At 73.4% G+C, this 20,676-nt stretch carries 17 protein-coding genes; 10 read left to right on the forward strand and 7 right to left on the reverse strand.

The genetic code is table 11. The features are described from left to right. Positions 1-90: 90 nt before the first annotated feature. The 4 genes from IG69_RS0105615 to IG69_RS0105635 all read right to left on the reverse strand — a co-directional run bounded on the left by IG69_RS0105615 (position 91) and on the right by IG69_RS0105635 (position 4,173). Positions 91-915, reverse strand: coding sequence for a carbohydrate ABC transporter permease (locus IG69_RS0105615; RefSeq protein WP_030527193.1), 825 nt, complete (start codon positions 913-915; stop codon positions 91-93). After that, positions 912-1,877: a carbohydrate ABC transporter permease gene (locus IG69_RS0105620; protein ID WP_036829113.1), complete on the reverse strand. Its 966-nt coding sequence runs from the start codon at positions 1,875-1,877 to the stop codon at positions 912-914. The genes IG69_RS0105615 and IG69_RS0105620 overlap by 4 nt, the downstream gene beginning before the upstream one ends. A gap of 5 nt (positions 1,878-1,882) precedes the next feature. Further along, positions 1,883-3,142: an extracellular solute-binding protein gene (locus tag IG69_RS0105625; RefSeq protein ID WP_245616089.1), complete on the reverse strand. Its 1,260-nt coding sequence runs from the start codon at positions 3,140-3,142 to the stop codon at positions 1,883-1,885. A gap of 224 nt (positions 3,143-3,366) precedes the next feature. Beyond that, on the reverse strand, positions 3,367-4,173 hold the full coding sequence (locus tag IG69_RS0105635) for a DeoR/GlpR family DNA-binding transcription regulator (RefSeq protein WP_036829115.1): 807 nt from the start codon (positions 4,171-4,173) through the stop codon (positions 3,367-3,369). 90 nt (positions 4,174-4,263) lie between these two features. Here IG69_RS0105635 and IG69_RS0105640 point away from each other — a divergent pair, with 90 nt between their 5' ends. Both IG69_RS0105640 and IG69_RS0105645 read left to right on the forward strand, forming a co-directional pair. Next, positions 4,264-5,211, forward strand: a complete 948-nt coding sequence (locus IG69_RS0105640) for an ROK family protein (RefSeq protein WP_030527197.1) — start codon at positions 4,264-4,266, stop codon at positions 5,209-5,211. A gap of 253 nt (positions 5,212-5,464) precedes the next feature. After that, the gene (locus IG69_RS0105645) at positions 5,465-7,024 is read left to right on the forward strand and encodes a DEAD/DEAH box helicase (protein WP_036829118.1); all 1,560 of its coding nucleotides are present in this window, start codon (positions 5,465-5,467) and stop codon (positions 7,022-7,024) included. A 94-nt stretch (positions 7,025-7,118) separates the two neighbouring features. Here the strand turns inward: IG69_RS0105645 and IG69_RS21515 are convergent, their stop codons facing one another. Further along, complete coding sequence (locus IG69_RS21515; protein WP_084696601.1) at positions 7,119-10,418, reverse strand: ExeM/NucH family extracellular endonuclease; 3,300 nt, start codon at positions 10,416-10,418, stop codon at positions 7,119-7,121. 299 nt (positions 10,419-10,717) lie between these two features. On the opposite strand from IG69_RS21515, the gene IG69_RS0105655 reads away from it, so the two are divergent. The 5 genes from IG69_RS0105655 (at position 10,718) to IG69_RS0105675 (ending at position 14,213) form a co-directional block, all read left to right on the forward strand. After that, positions 10,718-10,924, forward strand: coding sequence for a hypervirulence associated TUDOR domain-containing protein (locus IG69_RS0105655; protein WP_030527200.1), 207 nt, complete (start codon positions 10,718-10,720; stop codon positions 10,922-10,924). Further along, on the forward strand, positions 10,921-11,235 hold the full coding sequence (locus IG69_RS0105660; RefSeq protein ID WP_030527201.1) for a hypothetical protein: 315 nt from the start codon (positions 10,921-10,923) through the stop codon (positions 11,233-11,235). The genes IG69_RS0105655 and IG69_RS0105660 overlap by 4 nt, the downstream gene beginning before the upstream one ends. A 311-nt stretch (positions 11,236-11,546) precedes the next feature. Then, positions 11,547-12,425, forward strand: a complete 879-nt coding sequence (locus tag IG69_RS0105665) for an SIS domain-containing protein (RefSeq protein WP_030527202.1) — start codon at positions 11,547-11,549, stop codon at positions 12,423-12,425. Next, a complete protein-coding gene (locus IG69_RS0105670; RefSeq protein WP_030527203.1) occupies positions 12,422-13,240 on the forward strand; it encodes a class II fructose-bisphosphate aldolase in 819 nt (272 codons plus the stop codon). The genes IG69_RS0105665 and IG69_RS0105670 overlap by 4 nt, the downstream gene beginning before the upstream one ends. A gap of 112 nt (positions 13,241-13,352) precedes the next feature. Then, the gene (locus IG69_RS0105675; protein ID WP_030527204.1) at positions 13,353-14,213 is read left to right on the forward strand and encodes an aldo/keto reductase; all 861 of its coding nucleotides are present in this window, start codon (positions 13,353-13,355) and stop codon (positions 14,211-14,213) included. Between the two features lie 122 nt (positions 14,214-14,335). On the opposite strand, the gene IG69_RS0105680 is transcribed toward IG69_RS0105675, so the two are convergent. Further along, entirely contained in the window at positions 14,336-15,517 is a 1,182-nt protein-coding gene (locus tag IG69_RS0105680; protein WP_030527205.1) for an acyl-CoA dehydrogenase family protein, read from the reverse strand. 468 nt (positions 15,518-15,985) lie between these two features. Between IG69_RS0105680 and IG69_RS0105685 the strand changes: the two genes are divergently transcribed. Further along, a complete protein-coding gene (locus IG69_RS0105685) occupies positions 15,986-17,146 on the forward strand; it encodes a WD40/YVTN/BNR-like repeat-containing protein (protein WP_030527206.1) in 1,161 nt (386 codons plus the stop codon). Between the two features lie 4 nt (positions 17,147-17,150). Continuing rightward, on the forward strand, positions 17,151-17,681 hold the full coding sequence (locus IG69_RS0105690) for a YdeI/OmpD-associated family protein (protein WP_030527207.1): 531 nt from the start codon (positions 17,151-17,153) through the stop codon (positions 17,679-17,681). 117 nt (positions 17,682-17,798) lie between these two features. On the opposite strand, the gene IG69_RS0105695 is transcribed toward IG69_RS0105690, so the two are convergent. Beyond that, the gene (locus IG69_RS0105695) at positions 17,799-18,848 is read right to left on the reverse strand and encodes a zinc-binding dehydrogenase (protein WP_030527208.1); all 1,050 of its coding nucleotides are present in this window, start codon (positions 18,846-18,848) and stop codon (positions 17,799-17,801) included. 167 nt (positions 18,849-19,015) lie between these two features. On the opposite strand from IG69_RS0105695, the gene IG69_RS0105700 reads away from it, so the two are divergent. After that, positions 19,016-20,668 carry an ABC-F family ATP-binding cassette domain-containing protein gene (locus IG69_RS0105700; protein WP_030527209.1) on the forward strand — a complete coding sequence of 551 codons (1,653 nt, stop codon included), beginning with the start codon at positions 19,016-19,018 and terminating at the stop codon, positions 20,666-20,668. Positions 20,669-20,676 lie beyond the last annotated feature (8 nt).

Below are 20,676 nucleotides of genomic sequence, written 5' to 3' on the forward strand. Positions count from 1 at the left end.
CCCGACTTCTTGCGAGTTCCGCCGCCGACACGCCGTGCGGACGGCGTGTCGAGCGGCTCAACTCGCAAGAAGTCGGGAATGGGTGGAGGGCTACTTGACGGAGCCGGCGGTCAGGCCGCCGACGAGGTGCTTCTCGATGACCGCGAAGAGGATGACGACCGGCACGACCGCGATGACCGACGCCGCGAACAGCTGGTCCCAGTTCTGCTCGTAGCCGGTGACGTAGGACCGGAAGCCGACGGTCAGCGGCTTCTTGTCGTCGTCGATCATCAGCGTCAGCGCGACGACGTACTCGTTCCACGCCGCGATGAACGTGAAGATCGTCGCGGTGACGAGCCCGGGCAGCGTCAGCGGCAGCATGATGCGCCGGAGCATCCCGACCCGGCCGACGCCGTCCAGCGCGGCCGCCTCCTCGACCTCGACCGGGATCGAGGAGAAGAACCCGTGGAGGATCCAGATCGCGAAGGCCAGGTTGAACGCCGCGTTCGTGATGATCAGCGCGCCGTAGGTGTTGATCATGTTCAGCTCGAAGAACTGCCGGTAGAGGCCGACGACGAGCGAGGTGGGCGCGAACATCTGCGTCACGAGGACGACGAGCAGGAAGACCCCGCGGCCCGGGAAACGGTGCCGCGCCGTCATGTACGCCGCCGGGACGGCCACGAGCACGACGACGGCGGTCGCCCCGACCGACACGATGAGCGACGTGAGCAGCCAGTGCGGGAACCGGCCGTCGCCGATGACGGTGGCGTAGGTGTCCCACTGCCACACCCGCGGGAGGAACGACGGCGGGGTCGTCTTGACGTCGGTGCTCGTGCGGAGGCTGTCGAGCACCATGACGACGTACGGCGCGAGGAAGACGAGCGCGACGACGGCCGCGGTGAACGCGACGAGCCGGGGGCGGCGGGTCGTCGTCATCGGGTCTCCTCCCGCCAGTTGACGACCTTGAGGTAGACGAGGACGACGAGCAGGATGATCGCCACGTTGAGCACGCCGGTCGCGGCCGACATCCCCACGTCCTTCTCCTGGCTCTTGAACGCGAGCTTGTACATGAACGTGATGAGGGTGTCGTGCGTGAAGCCCGGGTTGCGGTCGTTGAGCGTGTAGATGATCGGGAAGCTGTTGAACACGTAGATCGTGTTGAGCACCGTCGCGATGAGCATCGCCGGTCGGAGCAGCGGGAAGGTGATCTGCCGCCAGCGCTGCCACGGCGAGGCGCCGTCGACCTCGGCGGCCTCCATGACGTCGGTCGGGATGGCGGCCAGGCCCGCGATGAAGACGAAGATCGTGAAGGGCAGCGAGACGAAGACGCCGACGACGATCATCGAGGCCATCGTGAAGCGGTCGTCGCCGAGGAAGCTGATCGGCTCGTCGATGAGGTGCAGCCCGGTCAGCACGTGGTTGATGAGCCCGTAGTTGCTGTCGTAGAGCAGGACGAACAGCTGGCTCGTGATGACGAGCGAGGCCGCCCACGGCACGATGACCGCCCAGCGCACGAAGCGCCGGCCGGGGAAGTCCTTGACGAGCAGCTGGGCGAGCGCCAGCGAGAGGACGATCGTGATGGCGACGACGGCGACGACCCAGACCACGGTGTTCTTGAGGACGACCGGCAGGTCCGGGTAGGCCAGCACCTTGCTGTAGTTGTCCCAGCCGGCCGAGCCCTGGTAGAGCCCGGTGATCGAGTACTCCGAGCGCGAGGCGCGGAAGAGCATGACGGCCGGGTAGAACACCACACCGACGATGAGCGCGATGGCGGGCGCCAGCCAGAGCAGCGCGACCGGCGCGCTGACCCGACCGACCCCGGCGGTCCGGCGTCGAGCGCGCGGACCGCCGGGGGTGGTGCGGGCCGACGGCGCCTGGACGTCGTCGGTCGTCGTCACGTCGGTCAGCTCTCCGCCTCGGCCGACTGCTGCAGCTTGTCGAGGACCGACTTCGGGTCCTCGGTCATCGCGGCGCCGAGGTTCTGCTGGACGGCGAGCTTGACCTTGTCCCACGTCGGGTCGTCGGTCGGGGTGAGCCGCGCGTTCGGCAGGGTGTCGAGGTAGACCTTGAGCGCGTCGTCCTTCTGGAAGTACTCCAGGCCCGAGGTCGTCACCGGGAGGAAGCCCTCCTTCTCGATGAACGCGTTGATCTGGTCCTTGTCGTAGTAGAGCTCGTAGAACGCCTTGACCGCGTCCTGGTTGCCGCTCTTCTTGAACGCCATGAGGTAGTCGGTGACGCCGAAGGTCTTGCTCTCGGAACCGTCGTTGGAGGGGAACGGCGCGACGCCGTAGTCGACGGTCTTGTCGGCGTCGAGCGCAGCCGCGAGCGGGCTGAAGCCGACGACCATCCCGGCCTTGCCGGACTTGAAGAGGTCGAAGGCGTCGGCGCGGTTGGTGCGGGCCGGGTTGGACTGCGTGAGCTCCTCGTCGGCGAGCTTCTTGAGGAAGGTCAGCGTCTCGACGTTCTTGTCCGAGTTGATCGACCAGGAGCCGTCGCTCTTCCAGTCGCCGCCGTTGTTGAACAGCCACATCGAGAACTCGCCCTGGGCCTCCTCCGGCCCGAGCGGCATCGCGTAACCGGCGTCGCCGGTCGCGTCCTTGACCTTCTTGGCGTCGGCCTCGAGCTCGGCCCAGGTGGTGGGGGGCGCGCTGATGCCGGCCTTGTCGAAGAGGGTCTTGTTGTAGAAGAGCGCGCGGGCGCTGGAGAGGTCCGGGAAGCCGTAGAACTTGCCGTCGTACGTGCCGTACTGGACGAACGTCGGCAGGATGTCGGACTTCACCTCGGACGGCAGCACCGCGTCGGCGTCGTAGAGCAGGCCGTCCTTGGCGTAGCTGGCGTACGCGTTGAGGTTGAGAATGTCCGGCGGCTGGTTGTTCTGGATCATCGTCGAGGACTGCTGGTCGATGTTGTCCCAGCTGACGACGTTGACGTTGAGGGTGTACCCGTACTTGCTCTTGTACTCCTTCGCGAAGGCGTCCCAGAACGCCTTGGTGTTGTCCTTGGAGTACTCGGCGGCCATGAGGGTGATCGAGGTGGCCTTCTCGCCGTCCCCCGAGCCCCCGGCGGCCTGCCCGGCCCCCGTGCCGCCCCCGCAGGCCGAGAGCACCATGGCCCCCGTCACCGCGGTCGCGGCCAGCATGATGTGTCGTCGCGTGCTGCTCATCGCTCTCCTCGTCGAGAAGCCGGAGGTCCGGCGTGCCGCCCTGCCCGCCGCGTGGCTCGTGACCACCCGCCGGCCCGGGCGCCTGCCACTGTACACACGCGCACGTTTGTGAGCGATAGGTGAACGAAGCGATCACGAACGCTCATCCGTGGCGGATGTCGCGGCTGCTGTCCCGAGCAGTGAACAGCACCGCGCGCGGGTCGGCCACCGGGGCGGCGTCGCGGTCAGACGCAGAGCACCTCGACGCCCCGCTCGCGCAGCGCGGCGACCTCCGGGGCGGCCTCGTCGGCGGTCGTCACGAGCGTGCCGATGCGCTCCGCCGGGCAGATGGCCGCGAAGGTGCGCTCGCCGAGCTTGGCCGCCCCGGCGACGACGACGACCCGTCGCGAGCGCTCGACCATCGCGCGCACGACCGCGGCCTCGTCCTCGAACCGGCAGGTCGCCCCCTCGGCCGCCGAGAGCGCGTTGACCCCGACGACCGCGACGTCGAACCAGAGCTGCTGGATGACCTGGGCCGCCAGCGGACCGGTCACCTCGTAGGACTCCGGCCGGGCGACGCCACCGAGCGAGACGCACTGCACGTGGGGGCGCAGGACGGCCTCGGCCGCGATGTTGAGCGCGTTGGTCACGAGGGTGAGCGCCGGGCCGTCCTCGCCGACGAGGTCCTCGCGGGAGGTCAGGGCGCGCGCCGTGGCCGTCGTCGTGGTCCCGCCGTTGAGGGCGACGACCTCCCCGGGGCCGACCAGCGCGGCCGCGCGGGCGGCGATCCGGTCGATGCCCTCGTCGGTCTGGCTCACGCGGTAGCGGTAGGGGAGCTCGTAGGCGACCGCGGTCGCGACGACCCCGCCGTGGTGGCGCGTCACGAGCTGCCGGCGGGCGAGCTCGGTGAAGTCACGCCGTACCGTGGCCTCCGAGACGCCGAGCTCACGCGAGGTCTCGGTCACCGAGAGCCGCCCCCGGGTGGCGAGCAGGTCGAGGACGGCGGCCCACCGCGAGGTCGGCGTGCGGGTGCCGTTGGCCTCGTCGCTCACGCGGTCATCGTAGGGCGCGCCCGGCGGCCCGCGTCCGTCTATGCTCGATCGGCCCGCCAACCCATCGCATTCGCGCACGAGGAGGATCCCTTGAGCACTCCCGGCCCGAACCCCGCGGACGGCGGTCCTGCCGTCGACGGGGGCGACCTCGCCGTCGGCGTCGACATCGGCGGGACGCGCATCAAGACCGTTCTCGTGCAGCAGGGTTCGGTCGTGGCGCGAGACGTCCAGCCGACGCCGGAGGGGCTCGCGGCTCGCTTCGGCGACGTCGTCGCCGGCGGCGTCGACCGGCTGCTCGCCGTCGCCGCCGGGGACGGGCTCGCGGGCGCGACGCCGTCGAGGGTCGGGGTCGTCGTCCCCGGGCTCGTCGACGAGCGCCGGGGCGTCGCCGAGTGGTCGGCGAACCTCGGGTGGCGCGACCTCGACCTCCTCGGCGCCCTCCGCGGGCGGGTGCCCGGACGGGTGGCGGTCGGCCACGACGTGCGGGCCGGGCTGCTCGGGGAGCACCTGCTCGGGGCGGCCCGCGGGGTCGACGACGTCCTCTTCGTCCCGCTCGGCACGGGCGTCGCCGTCGCCCTCATGACCGCCGGTCGCGTCGTCCGCGGCTCGTCCTGGTCCGGGGAGCTGGGGCACGTCGTCGTCGACCCGGCCGGTCCGCGGTGCGGCTGCGGGCGCAGCGGGTGCCTCGAGGCGCTCACCGGCGCCGGAGCCGTCGGCCGTCGGTGGCGGGAGGCCGGCCGAGAGGGTGACGCGCGCACCGTCGCCGAGGCCGTGGCCGCCGGCGATGCTGTCGCACAACGCATCTGGAACCACGCCATCGAGGTCCTCGCGGGCACGCTCGCACCGGTGGTCGCCTCCGCCGGCACGCGGCGCGTCGTCGTCGGCGGCGGGATGGCCCAGGCCGGGCCGGTCCTCCTCGACCCCCTACGCGCCGCCCTGCGCCTGCGCGGCCCCGACGACGCGCTCGAGGTCGTGCGGGCCGAGCTCGGCGACTGGGCGGGCGCCATCGGGGCGGCCCACCTGCCCGGGACCGCCTGACCCGCTGCGTCCTCCCGACGGTCCTGCGGGGACCCCGGTGGTCCGGGGGACCGCCCCGCGACCGGTAGACTGGTCACCAGCGGCCCGCCCAGTTCTGCCTCGGGCCCCTCGTTCTCTCCGATGTCGATGCCTGTGTGACGGACCCGGTCCGCATCACCCTGAGCCGCGGCCCCAGAGCCCCGCCCGGCAGAACATCCAGCCCCGTCGCTGCCGTCCGCGGACCGGCGACGCCCACTCCCGGGAGACCCCCTTCGTGACCACCTCCTCCTTCGGCGCGCTCGGCGTGCCGTCCACCCTCGTCGACGTGCTCGCCTCCGGCGGCATCACGACCCCCACCCCCATCCAGGCCGCGACGCTGCCGGACTCGATCGCCGGCCGTGACGTGCTCGGCCGCGGCCGGACCGGCTCCGGCAAGACCGTCGCCTTCCTGCTCCCGCTGCTGACCCGCCTCTCGCAGAGCCGGACCCGACGCCAGCCCAAGCGCCCCCGCGCCCTCGTCCTCGCCCCGACCCGCGAGCTCGCGACCCAGATCGAGGACGCGATGACGCCGCTGGCGAGCGCCCTCGGCCTCACCTCGCGCACCGTCTTCGGCGGGGTCGGCCAGAACCCGCAGGTCACCGCGCTGCGCAAGGGCGTCGACGTCGTCGTCGCCTGCCCCGGGCGCCTCGAGGACCTCATCGGCCAGGGCCACGTGTCCCTCGACGCCGTCGAGGTCACCGTCATCGACGAGGCCGACCACATGGCCGACCTCGGCTTCCTCCCGCAGGTCCGGCGCCTGCTCGACGCGACACCGCCCCGCGGCCAGCGGATGCTGTTCTCCGCCACGCTCGACGCCGGCATCGGCGTCATCGCCCGGCGCTACCTGCACGAGCCGGTGACCCACGAGGCCGACTCCGCGCAGTCGCCCGTCGCGACGATGGAGCACCACGTGCTGCACGTCGGCACCGCCGACCACCTGCCGGTGCTCGTCGACCTCACCGCCGCCCCCGGGCGCACCGTCGTGTTCACCCGCACCAAGCACCGCGCGAAGAAGCTGGCCAAGCAGCTCAACGCGGCCGGGGTCGCGGCGGTCGAGCTGCACGGCAACCTCAGCCAGGGCGCGCGCACCCGGACGATGGAGGCCTTCCACTCCGGCACCGCGAAGACGCTCGTCGCCACCGACATCGCCGCCCGCGGCATCCACGTCGACGAGGTCGCCCTCGTCATCCACGCCGACCCGCCGGTCGAGCACAAGGCGTACCTGCACCGCTCCGGGCGCACCGCCCGGGCCGGCGCGTCCGGCACCGTCGTCACGCTGATGACCGACGACCAGGTGCGCGACGTCCGTGACCTCACCCGCAAGGCCGGGGTCAAGCCGACGACGACGCGGGTCGACGCGAAGCACCCGATGCTCAGCCGGCTCGCGCCGGGTGAGCGGACCTTCGTCGAGGGCGGTCTCGTCCTCGCGCCGGCGGCCGACGGGGGTCGGAACGGCTCCGGCTCGCGCTCCGGTGGTCGTGGCGCCTCCGGTGGTCGTGGCGGGTCAGGCGCCGGGTCGCGCTCCGGTCGCCCCGCACGCGGCCAGGGCTCCGGCCCCTCCCGCGGGGGCCAGGGTGGCGGTCCGTCCCGCGGTGGGCAGGGCTCCGGCTCCGCCCGCGGCGGGCAGGGCGGCGGCCGCGGCCAGGGCCAGGCGCGCTCCGCCGGTCAGTCCTCCGGCCGTCCGGCCCGCTCGGGCCCGCGCCGCGCGTCCTCGGGCGCCGGCTCGGCCGGGGGCCGCTCCGGCGGCTCGGCGGCGTCGTTCTCGCAGAGCGCGCGCCCGCGCCGCGGCGCCTGAGCGAGACCCCCGTTCACGACCGGACCCCCGGGCCGCCACCTGCGTGGCGACCCGGGGGTCCGTCGTGCCGGGCCCGGTCAGGCCCCTCGGCGGCTCAGCGCAGGCGCAGCGTCGAGGACTCCGACTGGCCGGTCTCGGGCACGGTCACGCTCAGCGTGTACGTGCCCTTGGCCAGGCCCTTGGTCCGCACGGTGTCGAGCCACAGCGGGCCGACGGCCCGCATCGACGTGCTCGACACGGTGCTGCCGTCGGCGCCGGTCAGCGTGACGACCGGCACGGTGATGCCGCGGGCCGGCAGCCCGTTGCAGTCGCGCACGGCCGCGATGACCGGGACGGTGACCCCGCGGGGCAGGGTCAGCGTGCCCTGCGGCAGGACGTCGAGGCGGTAGTCGACGACGACGTCGGCGCTGGTGCGCACCACGGTGCCGGCCGCGTCGGTGACGGTGACCGTCGCCGTGTGCTTCCCGGCCGTCCGGTAGGTGTGGCCGAGGGTGACGTCGCCCGAGGCGTTCTCGCGCGTCGTGCTCGTGCCGTCACCCCAGTCGACGACGACGGTCGTCGCGTCGTCGGCGTTGGCCACCGACACCGTCAGCGACGCGTTGTCGCGACCGCACCGGACGGAGGCGTCGGCGAAGGCCGCCGTCGCCCCGAGCGGACCCCGCGGGCTGAGGCCCACGATGACCGGGTCGTGGTCGGAGACGCGGTACTGGTCGGGCGCGTAGAGCGACGCGACCTGGGCGGGCGACTTGAAGTTGGTGTTGTAGTCCAGCACCGACGGCTCGTCGCTGTTGATGTGGTAGTCCGCGACCCCGGTGACCTGGGAGACGAGCGAGGCCGACCCCATCGCCTGGTCGAGGTAGCCCCACTGCCCGTCGAAGACGTACGAGTAGGCGTCCTCGCCCTGGAACTTCTCGACGAGGTTGGTGAAGCCGCCCTCCTCGAGGGTGCGGATCGGCGTCTCCTTGGCGTACGAGTTGTAGTCGCCGACGAGGAGGACGTCGGTGTCGCCGGTCCCGGTCGGGTCCGTGCCGAGCCACTGCAGGAGCGTCTTCACCGCGTTGGTGCGGACGACCGCGCAGTTGCCCTGACCGTCACCGGTGTCCGGGGCCGAGCAGGCCGAGCCCTTGGACTTGAGGTGGTTGACGTCGGTGACGAAGACGCCGCCGGTCGCGTTGACCTTCCACGCCTGCGCGAGCGAGGCGCGGTTGCGCGGCGCCGGGTCGCCGCCGGTGACGAACGCGGCGGAGTTGAGCGCCGCGGTCGTGCCGACGGGGGTGACCGCACCGGGCTTGTAGACGACGCCGACCTTGATGGCGTCGTCGCCCATGGCGTCGACCTGCCCGGTGCGGGCGTCGACGTCGAGGTAGGCGTACGTGCCGGGAGCCGTCGCCGCGTTGAGGCGGTCGACGAGGTGGGCCAGCGCGCTGTCCGGGCCGTAGCCGTCGTTCTCGATCTCGTTGACGCCGAAGACGTCCGCGTCGAGGGTCGTCATCGCCGCGACGGTCTTGGCCGTCTGCCGGTCGAGCTCGGCCTGGTTCTCGGCGCCGCGGCAGTCGAGCGAGGCACCGCTGACACCACCGGTGCACCCGGTGAAGGTGTTGAAGTAGTTGAGCAGGTTCATCCCGACGACCTGGACGTCGCCACCGACGTTCGGGGCGGCGGTCGGACGCGGGTTCGCGGCCGCGAACTCGATGCCGGTGCCGTCGGCCGTCACCGGCCGCAGGCGGTAGGCGTTCGGGCTGGCCGAGCTGCCGCCCCACGTGTAGGTGAGGACACCGGTGGCGCCGGTGACGGTGTCGCCGCCGCGCAGGGTGTTCTCGGCGCTCAGCGGCCGGCCGCCACGACCCCAGACGATCGGGTCGGGGTTCTGGGCCTGCGTCGTGTCGTCGACGATCAGACGGTTGAGGTCGTTCTGCGCCTGGAGCGCGTTGGCCTCGGGGCCCGGGGCGACGACGTTGGTCGGCTGCTGCAGGCGGCCGCCCGAGGAGACGGTGACCTGGCCGAAGCGCCCGAGCTGGAAGAGCTCGGTGACGGTCAGCTCCTGCGGGAAGGTGACGAGCATGCCCTCGTAGCGCTCGAAGTCGTCGGCGCGCGTCATCGGCAGGGCGACCTCGGTCGGGGCGACCGAGCCGGTGCCGCAGACCTCGAGGTTGCTCACGGTGACCTGGGTCTGGCCCTGGAACTCACCCGCGGTGCCGGTGACGTGGACGACGTCGCCGACGGAGGCGTCGTCGTCGCTGCCGGTGAACACGAAGACGGCGTCGGAGGTGGCGGGGTCGCCGTCACCCTCGAGGTCCTGGACGTAGAGGCCGCGCAGGGCGGGGGAGGCGCCCTGGTAGTCGGCGACGACGACGCCCTCGGTCGCGACGGGGCCGGTGACCGCGGCCTGGGCGCCGCTGCCCTGGATGGCGTAGGCCGGCGTGAAGTCGGCGTCGCACGAGCTCGCGACCGTGAAGCGGCGCGTGACGTCGGCGGCCATCGTGTCGGGCGGGTCGACCTGGTCGAGGTCGGTGACCCCGTCGGCCGCGACGGTCAGGGTGCAGGACTCGCCGTCCGCGAGGGGCGAGGCGGGCGCCATCGACCAGTCGGTGGGTCCGCCGGAGACCGCGAGGGCGACGTCGCCGGAGGCCGAGCACGCGAGGGACAGCGCGCCGTCGGTGAGGGCGACCGGCTCGGAGAACGTCACGCCGAGACGCTGGCGCGGGGTCACCGTGCCGCCGTCGGCCGGGGTCGTCGAGAGGACGGAGGGGGCCTCGTCCTCGACCGGGCCGCCGTCGCAGCCGGTCACCGCGTGGGCGCCGAGGCCGTCGAAGGTGTCGCGGGCGAACCCGTCCCACTGCGTGGCCGGGTCGAACGCGTCGCTGCCGTCGGTGTCGCCGGCGCAGACGGAGGCCATCCGGCGCAGCGTGTGGTCGAAGGTCGTCGTGTCCCCGGAGCCCCAACCGGCCGCACCGGGGTCGGTGCCGACCTGCCCGATGACGTCGAGGACGGCGTCGCCCTTGCGCAGGACGACGGCGTCGTTGCCGTTCCAGTTGGCGCTGCCCGACAGCTGGTCGGCGAGGGGCTTGAGCACCGCGTTCGCCGAGGTGTTCGCGAGGACGAACACGTCGTCCGCGGCGACCGTGCCGGTGAGCGCGATGGGCGCGCTGCCGGACGACGATCCGTTGGCGAACACCTGGACCGAGTACTGGCCGGCGGCGAGGTCGACCGGGGCGCCGGTGCCGTTGAAGACCTCCACCGCCTTGTTGTTGCTCGATCCCTCGACGTACTCCGAGAAGAAGAGGTCCGATGTGGCGGCCGACGCCGTGGTGGGCGTCAGGGCGACCGGGGCGGCGAGCGCGAGGGCGCTCGTGGCGACCCCCGTCAGCAGCCGCCGCAGGGGCGTCCGGGTCATGCATCCTCCTGGGTCAGGGCGGGAGGGGGGCGGCCTGTCAACGACCCCTCGGCTCCCGTCGCGCGGCGAACCTAACACCGGGGTCCGACCTCGGCCACCGGGGCGGGGTGCGGATCCGTGAACGGTCGGCGAACGCCTCGTGACGACCACCGAAGACCGGGTCGTCGTCCCCCCGCCGTCGGGGCGGCGCGCCTGTCGAAGGTGCGAAACAGCAGGTCAGCGCCGGTCCATGCGTCGATGGCGATGGCTACGGTCGATGGACCGAGAGCACGACGACACGCGAGCGGACGGAGCGGCAGATGGCGTACAGCAAGGGCGACAAGGTCTCGTGGGGGACCTCCCAGGGGGAGACGCACGGCAAGGTCAAGGAGAAGAAGACCTCCGACTTCCAGCACGACGGGCAGAAGTTCAAGCCGACCGACGACGACCCGTACTACATCGTCGAGTCCGACAAGACCGGCGCGACGGCGGCGCACAAGGAGTCGGCCCTGAAGAAGCACTCGTGAGCCCCGTCCCGCCGCAGGACGTCCGGAAGGCGGCGAAGCGCGCGGTCGGGTGGATCGAGGACGGCAAGGCCGGCAAGGGCTTCACCGACACCGGGCGCAAGCGGGCGCACCAGCTCGCCGACGGCGACGACGTGAGCGCCGACGTCCTCAAGCGGATGCGCGACTACTTCTCGCGCCACGCCGGCGACAAGGACGCCGAGGGCTTCCGGCGCGGGTCGGACGGCTACCCCAGCCCCGGACGGGTCGCGTGGGACGCCTGGGGCGGCGACGCCGGCGAGCGCTGGGCCAACCGCAAGAGCAACGGCGGCTGACCCCTCCCTGCCGCGTCCGGGTGACCCTCTCCCCGCCCGGGAGCCCTTCTTCCCGCCCGGGAGCCCCTCCTCCCGACGCCCCCCCGACCCCGACTGATTGCCCATCCGCCACCTCCCGGAGCCCTCTCGAGCCCTTCCGAGGTGGCGGATGGGCAATATGTGGGCCAAGTCAGGGTCCGGGATGCCGAATCGGGACGTCGCGCGGTCGCGCGGTCGTCCGGTCGGCTTGTGCTGGTGTGAGCGGTTCTGATCGAATGAGGAGGCGTTCGCGCACATCCGCTCGTCCGCCTCGCCCGGCCGAAGGACACCGCATGCCCACCACGCACGTCGCCACCGAGATCGCCTCGCAGCCGGGCTGCTGGACGGAGGCGGCCACGCTCGCCGGCACGGTCGCCCACCGCCTGCCCCGCGAGGGCGAGCGCGTCGCGGTCGTCGGGTGCGGCACGAGCTGGTTCGTCGCGATGGCCTACGCGGCGCTGCGCGAGCGGTCCGGGCACGGCGAGACCGACGCCTTCGCGGGCAGCGAGTTCCCCACCGGGCGCCGGTACGACCGCGTCGTCGCCATCTCGCGCTCGGGCACGACGTCCGAGGTCGTCGACCTCCTCGCCGCGCTCGACGGGACGCCCGCGACGCTCCTCACCGCCGTCGAGGACTCACCGGCCGCAGACGCCGCCGACCAGGTCGTCGGGATGCCCTTCGCCGACGAGGAGTCGGTCGTCCAGACCCGGTTCGCGACGAGCGCCCTGGCCCTCCTGCGCGCGCACCTCGGCGAGGACCTGGCCGCCGCCACCGAGGACTGCCGCGCGGCACTCGAGCTCGAGGTCGACGGCCTCCTCGACGTCGACCAGTGCACCTTCCTCGGCCGCGGCTGGACGGTCGGGCTGGCCTCCGAGGCCGCCCTCAAGACCCGCGAGGCCGCGCAGTTCTGGGCCGAGGCCTACCCCGCGATGGACTACCGGCACGGCCCGGTCTCCATCGCGCAGCCCGGCCGCCTCGTCTGGGCGTTCGGCGAGGTGCCGGACGGCCTGGCCGACGAGGTCGCCTCCACCGGAGCCCGGTTCGTGCACCACGACCTCGACCCGATGGCCGCGCTCGTCGTGGCCCAGCGGTTCGCCGTCACCCTCGCCGAGCGGCGCGGGCTCGACCCCGACCACCCGCGCTCGCTGACCCGCTCGGTCGTGCTCGGATGACCGACGCCGTCGCGCAGGCCCGCGCCGGCGGCCACGGCATCGGCGCGTTCAACGTCGTCCTGCTCGAGCACGCCGAGGGCATCGTCCGCGGAGCCGAGGAGGCCGGCCTGCCGGTCGTCCTCCAGGTCAGCCAGAACACCGCGGCCTTCCACGGGGCGCTCGAGCCGGTGACGCTCGCGTCGCTCTCGCTGGCCCGCCGCGCCGCGGTGCCGGTCGTCGTGCACCTCGACCACGCCGAGGACGTCGACCTCGTCCACGAGGCCGTCGCGCTCGGTGTCGACAGCGTGATGTTCGACGGCTCCCGGCTGCCCTGGGACGACAACGTGGCGACGACCCGCGCGGTCGTCGAGCACTGCCACGCCGCGGGTGTTCGGGTCGAGGCCGAGCTCGGCGAGGTCGGCGGCAAGGACGGGGTGCACGCGCCCGGCGTCCGCACCGACCCCGCCGAGGCCGCGGCGTTCGTCGAGGCCACGGGCGTCGACTCGCTCGCCGTCGCCGTCGGCACCTCGCACGCGATGACGACCCGCGACGCCGCCGTCGACACCGACCTCGTCGCGCGCATCGCGGCCGCCGTCCCCGTGCCGCTCGTCCTCCACGGCTCCTCGGGCCTCGACGACGCGGGCCTGGCCGCCGTCGTGCGCGCCGGGATGACGAAGGTCAACATCTCGACCCACCTCAACGCGCTCTTCACCGCCGCCGTGCGCGACGTCCTCGCCGCCGACCCCCGGGTCGTGGACCCCCGGAAGTACGTCGGACCCGGGCGCGAGGCGCTGGCCGCCGAGGTCGCGCGGCTGCTGCGCCTGCTCCACGGCTGAGAGCCCGAATTCCGCGGCGGGAACATCGGCACCGCTGACCGCCTTGGCCCTGAGGTGACGTGGTGCGCGCCCGACCGGTGCGCACCCACCCCGAACCGAAGGAGCTGGTGACATGGAGCAGCGTGCACTCGGAGACCTGCAGGTCGGTGCGATCGGCCTCGGCGGCATGCCGATGTCGATCGAGGGCCGCCCGGAGGAGGAGCGCTCGGTGCGCACCATCCACGCGGCGCTCGACGCCGGCGTGACCCTCGTCGACACCGCCGACGCCTACCACCGCGACGCCGGCGAGGTCGGCCACAACGAGTCCCTCATCGCGAAGGCGCTCGGCTCGTGGAGCGGCGACGCCTCGGGCATCCTCGTCGCGACCAAGGGCGGGCACCTGCGCCCCGGCGACGGCTCGTGGACGCAGGACGGCCGGCCGGAGTACCTCAAGGAGGCGGCGAAGGCCTCGGCGCAGCGCCTCGGCGTCGACGCGATCGGGCTCTACCAGTTCCACCGTCCCGACCCGGATGTGCCGTACGCCGAGTCCGTCGGCGCGCTCCGCGACCTCCTCGACGAGGGCGTCATCCGGATGGCCGGCATCTCGAACGCGTCCGTCGCGCAGATCGACGAGGCTCAGGAGGTGCTCGGCGGGCGGCTCGTGTCGGTGCAGAACCAGTTCTCGCCGGCGTTCCGCTCCTCGCTCGAGGAGCTGCGGCACTGCGCGGAGCTCGGCATCGCGTTCCTGCCGTGGAGCCCGCTCGGCGGCATCAAGAAGGCCTCCGGGCTCGGCGACGACCACGGCGCGTTCGCCGAGGTCGCCCGCGAGCACGGGGTGTCCCCGCACCAGGTCGCGCTCGCGTGGGAGCTCGCGCTCGCCGACGTCGTCATCCCCATCCCCGGCGCCTCGCGGCCCGAGTCCATCACCGACTCGGTCCGGGCCGCCGACCTGCGCCTGACCGCCGACGAGGTGGAGCGCCTCTCCGCCTCCTGACCCCGTCAGGTCCCACGCGTATCGGGTGACCCGACAACGCTGCGCCTCACCCCGGAACGGTTCCGGGGTGAGGCGCGGTCGTATCGGGTCACCCGATACGCGTGGTGCGGGTAGGAGGGGCGTCAGCCGAGGTGGCCGCGGACGCTCGCGTGCCCCTTGAGGAGGTTGCGGGCGATGGTCCGACGCTGGATCTCGTCGGTGCCCTCGTAGATGCGCAGCAGCCGCAGCTCGCGGTACCAGCGCTCGAGCGGCAGCTCGCGGGTGTACCCCATCCCGCCGTGGACCTGGAGCATCCGGTCGACGATCTCGTTGGCGCGCACGCCCCCGAAGAGCTTGGCCATCGACTGCGCCTGCCGGCTGTCGCGCCCCGCATCCACCTGCCACGCCGCCGACAGCACGAGCCAGCGCAGCGCCTCGATGTCGACCGCCGAGTCGGCGATCATCCACTGGATGGCCTGCCGCTCGGCGATCGGCTGCCCGAAGGTGACGCGGTTGCGTGCCCACTCCATCCCCATCTCGACCATCCGCTCGCACCCGCCGAGCGCCCTCGCCGGCAGCAGGTAGCGGCCCTTGCCGATCCACTGCATCGCGAGCGCGAACCCCTTGCCGACCTCGCCCAGCACCGACGACGACGGCACGCGCACCCCGTCGAAGGTCAGCGCCGCCGGGCCCCACTCGCCCATCGTGTCGATGGGGTGCGAGGTCCAGCCGCGCTCGCGGTCGACGAGGAAGCAGGTCACCGACTCACCGGTGCGGCCCTCGCGGTGGGCCTCGGCGTCGGTCACCGCGAAGACCATGACGAAGTCGGCCTCGTGCCCGCCGGTGATGAAGGTCTTCTCACCGGTGATCACCCAGTCGTCGCCGTCGCGGTCTGCCTTGGTCCGGATGGCGCGCGCGTCGGAGCCGGCGCCCGGCTCGGTGATGGCGAAGCAGCTGCGGCGCGTCCCCTCGATCGTCGGGCGCAGGTAGGCCTCCTGCTGCTCGGGCGAGGCGTGGAAGAGGATGTTGTCGGCGTCGCCGGCGAACCGGAACGGCACGAACGAACGGCCCAGCTCGACCTCGACGAGGGCGGCCATGACCGCCGACAGGCCCATCCCGCCGTGCTCCTCGGGGGTGAGGACGCCGAAGAAGCCGGACTCCCGCGCCGTGGCCTGGAGCCGGGCGAGCTCCTCGGCCGGCAGGCCGCGCTCGTGGCGCCGCTCGCGGGAGAGGACGTCCTGCTCGAGCGGCATCACCTCCTTCTCGACGAAGGTCCGCACCCACTGCCGGATGTCGCGCTCGTCGTCGGTCAGGTCCAGGTCCATGCGGTGCGCTCCCGTCGCTCGGCGTGCCCCGGGACGTCGGTGGCCCGGGGCACCCCTCGATCATCACCCGCCCGGGCACGCGATCGGGCCGCGAGCGCCCGAGCCCTCGACCCTGTGCCCCGTTCCGTCCACGAAAAGCCCGCACGTGCCGGGTTGTCGTCGCCCCCACCGCCCCCCGACCACGAAAAGCCCGCCCGTGCGGGGATATCGCTGTCCGTGACGTTCCCGGACCACGAAAAGCCCGCACGTGCGGGGATATCGCTGTCCGTGACGCTCCCGGCCCGCGAAAAGCCCGCACGTGCGAGGTTCGCGACCGATGAGTTCCGCCGCCGGCGCCGGTCGGACCCTCCATGAGCGCTCACCGATCCCGACCGGCCCGCACCCTTGCCGCCCTCCCGTGTCCTCGGGACACTGGTCGGCACCGCCCCACCACCCTCCGGGGCGGGACCCCGGCGGAAGGAGCCGATCGTGCCTGACGCACCCATCCACCTCCTCGTGGGGACGAGCAAGGGCGCCTTCGTCCTCGACGGCGACGCCGACCGCGGCGGCTGGAGCGTCCGCGGGCCCTACTGCGACGGCTGGCCGATCAACCACGTCGTCGGCGACCCGGCGACCGGCACGATGTGGGCCGGCGGCGGTGGCGACTGGTCCGGCGCCGGGGTCTGGCGCTCCGAGGACGCCGGACACACCTGGGAGCTGACCAAGCTGACGACGGGCCAGATGGACGCCTGGGCCGCGAACGACCCCGGCTTCGCGCAGATGATCGGGTGGACCGAGGAGCCGGCCCCCTTCGGTGACGGCTTCTCGCAGGTCTGGTCGCTCGCCCGCGTCGGGGAGCGCCTCTACGCCGGCACCAAGCCCGCCGTCCTCCTCGCCAGCGACGACGACGGCCGCACCTGGTACGAGGTCAAGGGCCTGAGCGACCACCCCTCGCGCCCCGACTGGAACCCCGGCGGCGCCGGTCTCGTCCTGCACTCGATCGTCGCCGACCCCCGTGACCCGGAACGGATCTGGGTCGGCATCTCGTCGGCGGGCGTGTTCGCGACGACCGACGGCGGCGTCACGTGGGAGCGGCGCAACGACCTCGCCGACGCCGCGCAGGACGAGCCCGCCGACCACCCGGCCGGGCCGTCGGACGGGCAGGTCGGCCTCTGCGTCCACCACCTCGAGCACGCGGCCTCCGACGGCGTGCTCTACCAGCAGAACCACTACGGCGTCTGGCGCTCCGACGACGACGGCGCGACCTGGCGGGCCGCCACCGAGGGCCTGCCGTCGACCTTCGGCTTCCCGCTGTGGGCCCACCCGCGCGACGCCGACACCGTGTGGACGCTGCCGCTCAACGGCGACATGGAGGGCCGCTTCCCGCCCGATGCGGCTGCGGCCGTGTGGCGTTCGCGCGACGGCGGCCGGTCGTGGGAGGCCCGCCGCGACGGCCTGCCGCAGGAGTCGTGCTTCTTCACGGTGCTCCGCCAGGCGATGAGCGGCGACCGGCAGGAGCCCGCCGGCGTGTACTTCGGCACCAACAGCGGGTCGGTGTTCGCGAGCCGCGACGAGGGCGACAGCTGGGACGAGGTGGCCCGTCACCTGCCGACGGTGCTGGCCGTGGAGGTCCTCGAGCCGCGAGGATGAGCGCATGACGACGAGCACCGGCACGACGACGGTCCGCTTCACCGGCACGCCCGAGACGGTCGGCACGACCCGGCTCGTGCGCCTCCCGGAGGACGCCAGCCGCGCGCTGCCGTCACGCGGTCAGGTCGCGGTGACGGGGACGCTCGACGGCGAGGCGTTCGAGACGGTGGTCGAGCCCGACGGGCGGCGTGGCCACTGGGTCCGGCTGCCCGACACCGCCGGTGATGCGCCGGTCGAGCTCGAGCTGGCCGTCGCCGAGGCGTGGCCCGAGCCCGAGGTCCCGGCCGACCTCGCCGGCGCGCTCGACGAGGCGCCGCAGCACATCCGCGACGTCTGGGAGGACATCACGCCGATGGCCCGCTGGGAGTGGGTGCGATGGGTCGGCGCCACGCGCAGCGCCGAAACGCGCGCCAAGCGGGTCGGCGTGAGCATCGACAAGATCGACCACGGCAAGCGCCGGCCGTGCTGCTTCGACCTGTCGTCGTGCACCGACCCGGACGTCGCCCGCAGCGGCAAGCTGCCCGAGCCCTCCTGACCGCGCATCCCTGCACGCCGCGCTCCCACACCACCCCGCCTCTCCGGGGTCGAGTGCGGAAGTGGTTGCCGGGGCAGCCACTTCCGCACTCGACGCCCGGAGGGTGGCGCGCGGCGGTCAGGGGCGGAGCATCACCTTGAGGGCGCGCCGCTCGTCCATCGCGGCGTAGCCCTCGGGGCCCTGCTCGAGGGGCAGAACGGTGTCGAAGACGCGGCCGGGGTCGACGCTGCCGTCGAGGACGCCGGGCAGCAGCTCGTCGATGTACGCGCGGGTCGGCGCGACGCCACCGGTCAGGGTCACGTTGCGGCTGAACAGGACCCGACCGACCGGCCCGTCGGTGTACTGCGGCACGCCGACGCGGCTGATGGTGCCACCGGGCCGGACGACGCCGAGGGCCTGCTCGTAGGCGGGCATCATCCCGACGCACTCGAGGACGACCTGGCTGCCGCCGTCCGTGAGGTCGCGCACCGCCTCGATGCCCTCCTCGCCGCGGGCGGCGACGACGTCGGTGGCGCCGAAGTCGCGCCCGAGGTCGGTACGGGTCGCGTGCCGACCCATGAGGACGATGCGCTCGGCGCCCTGCTGTCGGGCGGCGAGGACGGCGAGCAGCCCGACCGCGCCGTCGCCGATGACCGTGACCGTGCTGCCCTGCGAGACCCCGCCGGTGAGGGCGGCGTGCCACCCGGTGCCGTAGACGTCCGAGAGCGTCAGCAGCGAGGCGAGCATCCGCTCGTCGGTGTCGGCGGTGATGCCGGGCACCGGGACGAGGGTGCCGTCGGCCAGCGGCACGAGGACGGCCTCGCCCTGCCCGCCGGACGAGCCGCTGCCCTCGGTGTCACCCCACCAGCCGCCGCGGACGCACGACGTCTGAAGCCCGGCGCGGCAGAACTCGCAGACGCCGCACGAGACGACGAAGGGGGCGATGACGAAGTCACCGGGGCGCACGGTGGCGACCTCGGACCCGACCTCCTCGACGACGCCGACGAACTCGTGGCCGATGGGGTGGCCGGCCTCGTCGCGCTCGGCGTTGTGGAAGGGGTGCAGGTCGCTGCCGCAGATGCAGGACCGGACGACGCGGACGACCGCGTCGGTGGGACGGCGCAGGGCGGGGTCGGGTGCGTCGACGACGCGGACGTCGCCGGCCCCGAAGAGGTGGATGGCTCGCATCCCTCCAGTGGACACCCTCGGGACGCGTCCCGGCCAACCGGGGTCCGGACACCCGGCGTGCGCGTCCGGCCCTGCTCCGCGCGACCTGCGGTTCTCCGGGTGCGACCGCACGCGGACCCGCGCAGGTCGCCCGGAGAAGGGCAGGGGCCGCCGCCTACGATCGGCGCATGAGCGCGGACCTCGTGGCCAAGGGCCTCGCCGGCGGGTACGCGCACCGGACCCTCTTCGAGTCCCTCGACCTCACCGTCGCGCCGGGCGACGTCGTCGGTGTGGTCGGCGCGAACGGGGCCGGCAAGTCGACGCTGCTGCGCATCCTCGCGGGCGACCTCGCGCCACTCGGCGGGTCCGTCAGCACCGTCCCGGCCGACGCGTTCGTCGGCTGGCTGCCGCAGGAGCACGAGCGCGTCCCGGGCGAGACCGTCGCCGGGTACGTCGCCCGGCGGACCGGTGCCGCCGCCGCCACCGCCCGGATGGAGGACGCGGCCGCGGCGATGGCGGCCGACGACGCCCCCGCCTCGGCCGGCGACGAGTTCGCGCACGCCCTCGACCACTGGCAGGCGACCGGTGCCCCGGACCTCGAGGAGCGCCTCGCCCCGGTCCTCGCCGACCTCGGTCTCGACCTGCCGACCGACACCCCGATGACGGCCCTGTCCGGCGGCCAGGCCGCCCGCGCCGCGCTGGCCGCCCTCCTGATCAGCCGGTTCGACGTCGTCCTCCTCGACGAGCCGACGAACGACCTCGACCTCGCCGGCCTGCAGCGGCTCGAGGACTTCGTCGGTGGCCTGCGCGCCGGGGTCGTCCTCGTCTCGCACGACCGCGAGTTCCTCTCCCGGGTCGTGACCCGCGTCGTCGAGCTCGACCTCCCGCAGAACGCCGTGGCGGTCTACGACGGCGGCTACGACGCCTACCTCGAGGAGCGAGCGGTCGCGCGCCGGCACGCCCGCGAGGCCTACGAGGAGTTCGCCGCAACGAAGGCCGACCTCGAGGGACGGGCCCGGACGCAGCGCGAGTGGAGCTCGCAGGGCGTCCGCAACGCGATGCGCAAGAGCCCCGACAACGACAAGATCCGCCGCCGGGCGCAGACCGAGTCGTCCGAGAAGCAGGCCCGCAAGGTGCGCCAGATGGAGTCGCGCATCGCGCGGCTCGACGAGGTCGTCGAGCCCCGCAAGGAGTGGCGGCTGCAGTTCAGCATCGCGAGCGCGCCGCGGTCGAGCTCCGTCGTCGCGACCCTCGACGACGCCGCGGTCCGGTTGGGGGACTTCGCCTTCGGCCCGGTGTCGGTCCAGGTGGCGGCGCGCGAGCGCATCGGCGTCACGGGGCCCAACGGCGCCGGCAAGACGACGCTGCTCGGCCTGCTCACCGGGCGGCTGGCCCCGGACACCGGCCGGGCGAGCCTCGGCGCCTCGGTCGCGCTCGGGGGCATCGATCAGGCGCGGACCGGGCTCGCGGATGACCGGCCGCTCGCCGACGCCTTCGAGGCGGCCGTCCCCGAGATGACCTCGGCCGAGGTCCGCACGCTGCTCGCGAAGTTCGGGCTGCGCGCCGACCAGGTCGCGAGCCTCGTCGGGCGCCTGTCACCCGGCGAGCGCACCCGGGCCGCGATGGCGCTGCTCCAGGCGCGCGGTGTCAACGTCCTCGTGCTCGACGAGCCGACCAACCACCTCGACCTGCCGGCGATCGAGCAGCTCGAGGAGGCCCTCGAGGCCTACGACGGGGCGCTGCTGCTCGTCACGCACGACCGACGGCTGCTCGACACCGTCCGCCTCGACCAGCGCTGGCACGTCGAGGACGGCCGGGTCACCGTCACGCACGTCGGCTGACGGCGACC

Source organism: Phycicoccus jejuensis (genome assembly GCF_000720925.1).
Lineage (GTDB): Bacteria > Actinomycetota > Actinomycetes > Actinomycetales > Dermatophilaceae > Phycicoccus > Phycicoccus jejuensis.

Bases quoted from the DNA above. Each gene is read 5' to 3' on its own strand.
- IG69_RS0105615 (WP_030527193.1), bottom strand. From the start codon at position 915: ATGACGACGACCCGCCGCCCCCGGCTCGTCGCGTTCACCGCGGCCGTC.
- IG69_RS0105625 (WP_245616089.1), bottom strand. From the start codon at position 3,142: ATGAGCAGCACGCGACGACACATCATGCTGGCCGCGACCGCGGTGACG.
- IG69_RS21515 (WP_084696601.1), bottom strand. From the start codon at position 10,418: ATGACCCGGACGCCCCTGCGGCGGCTGCTGACGGGGGTCGCCACGAGC.
- IG69_RS0105655 (WP_030527200.1), top strand. From the start codon at position 10,718: ATGGCGTACAGCAAGGGCGACAAGGTCTCGTGGGGGACCTCCCAGGGG.
- IG69_RS0105665 (WP_030527202.1), top strand. From the start codon at position 11,547: ATGCCCACCACGCACGTCGCCACCGAGATCGCCTCGCAGCCGGGCTGC.
- IG69_RS0105670 (WP_030527203.1), top strand. From the start codon at position 12,422: ATGACCGACGCCGTCGCGCAGGCCCGCGCCGGCGGCCACGGCATCGGC.
- IG69_RS0105675 (WP_030527204.1), top strand. From the start codon at position 13,353: ATGGAGCAGCGTGCACTCGGAGACCTGCAGGTCGGTGCGATCGGCCTC.
- IG69_RS0105680 (WP_030527205.1), bottom strand. From the start codon at position 15,517: ATGGACCTGGACCTGACCGACGACGAGCGCGACATCCGGCAGTGGGTG.
- IG69_RS0105690 (WP_030527207.1), top strand. From the start codon at position 17,151: ATGACGACGAGCACCGGCACGACGACGGTCCGCTTCACCGGCACGCCC.
- IG69_RS0105695 (WP_030527208.1), bottom strand. From the start codon at position 18,848: ATGCGAGCCATCCACCTCTTCGGGGCCGGCGACGTCCGCGTCGTCGAC.
- IG69_RS0105700 (WP_030527209.1), top strand. From the start codon at position 19,016: ATGAGCGCGGACCTCGTGGCCAAGGGCCTCGCCGGCGGGTACGCGCAC.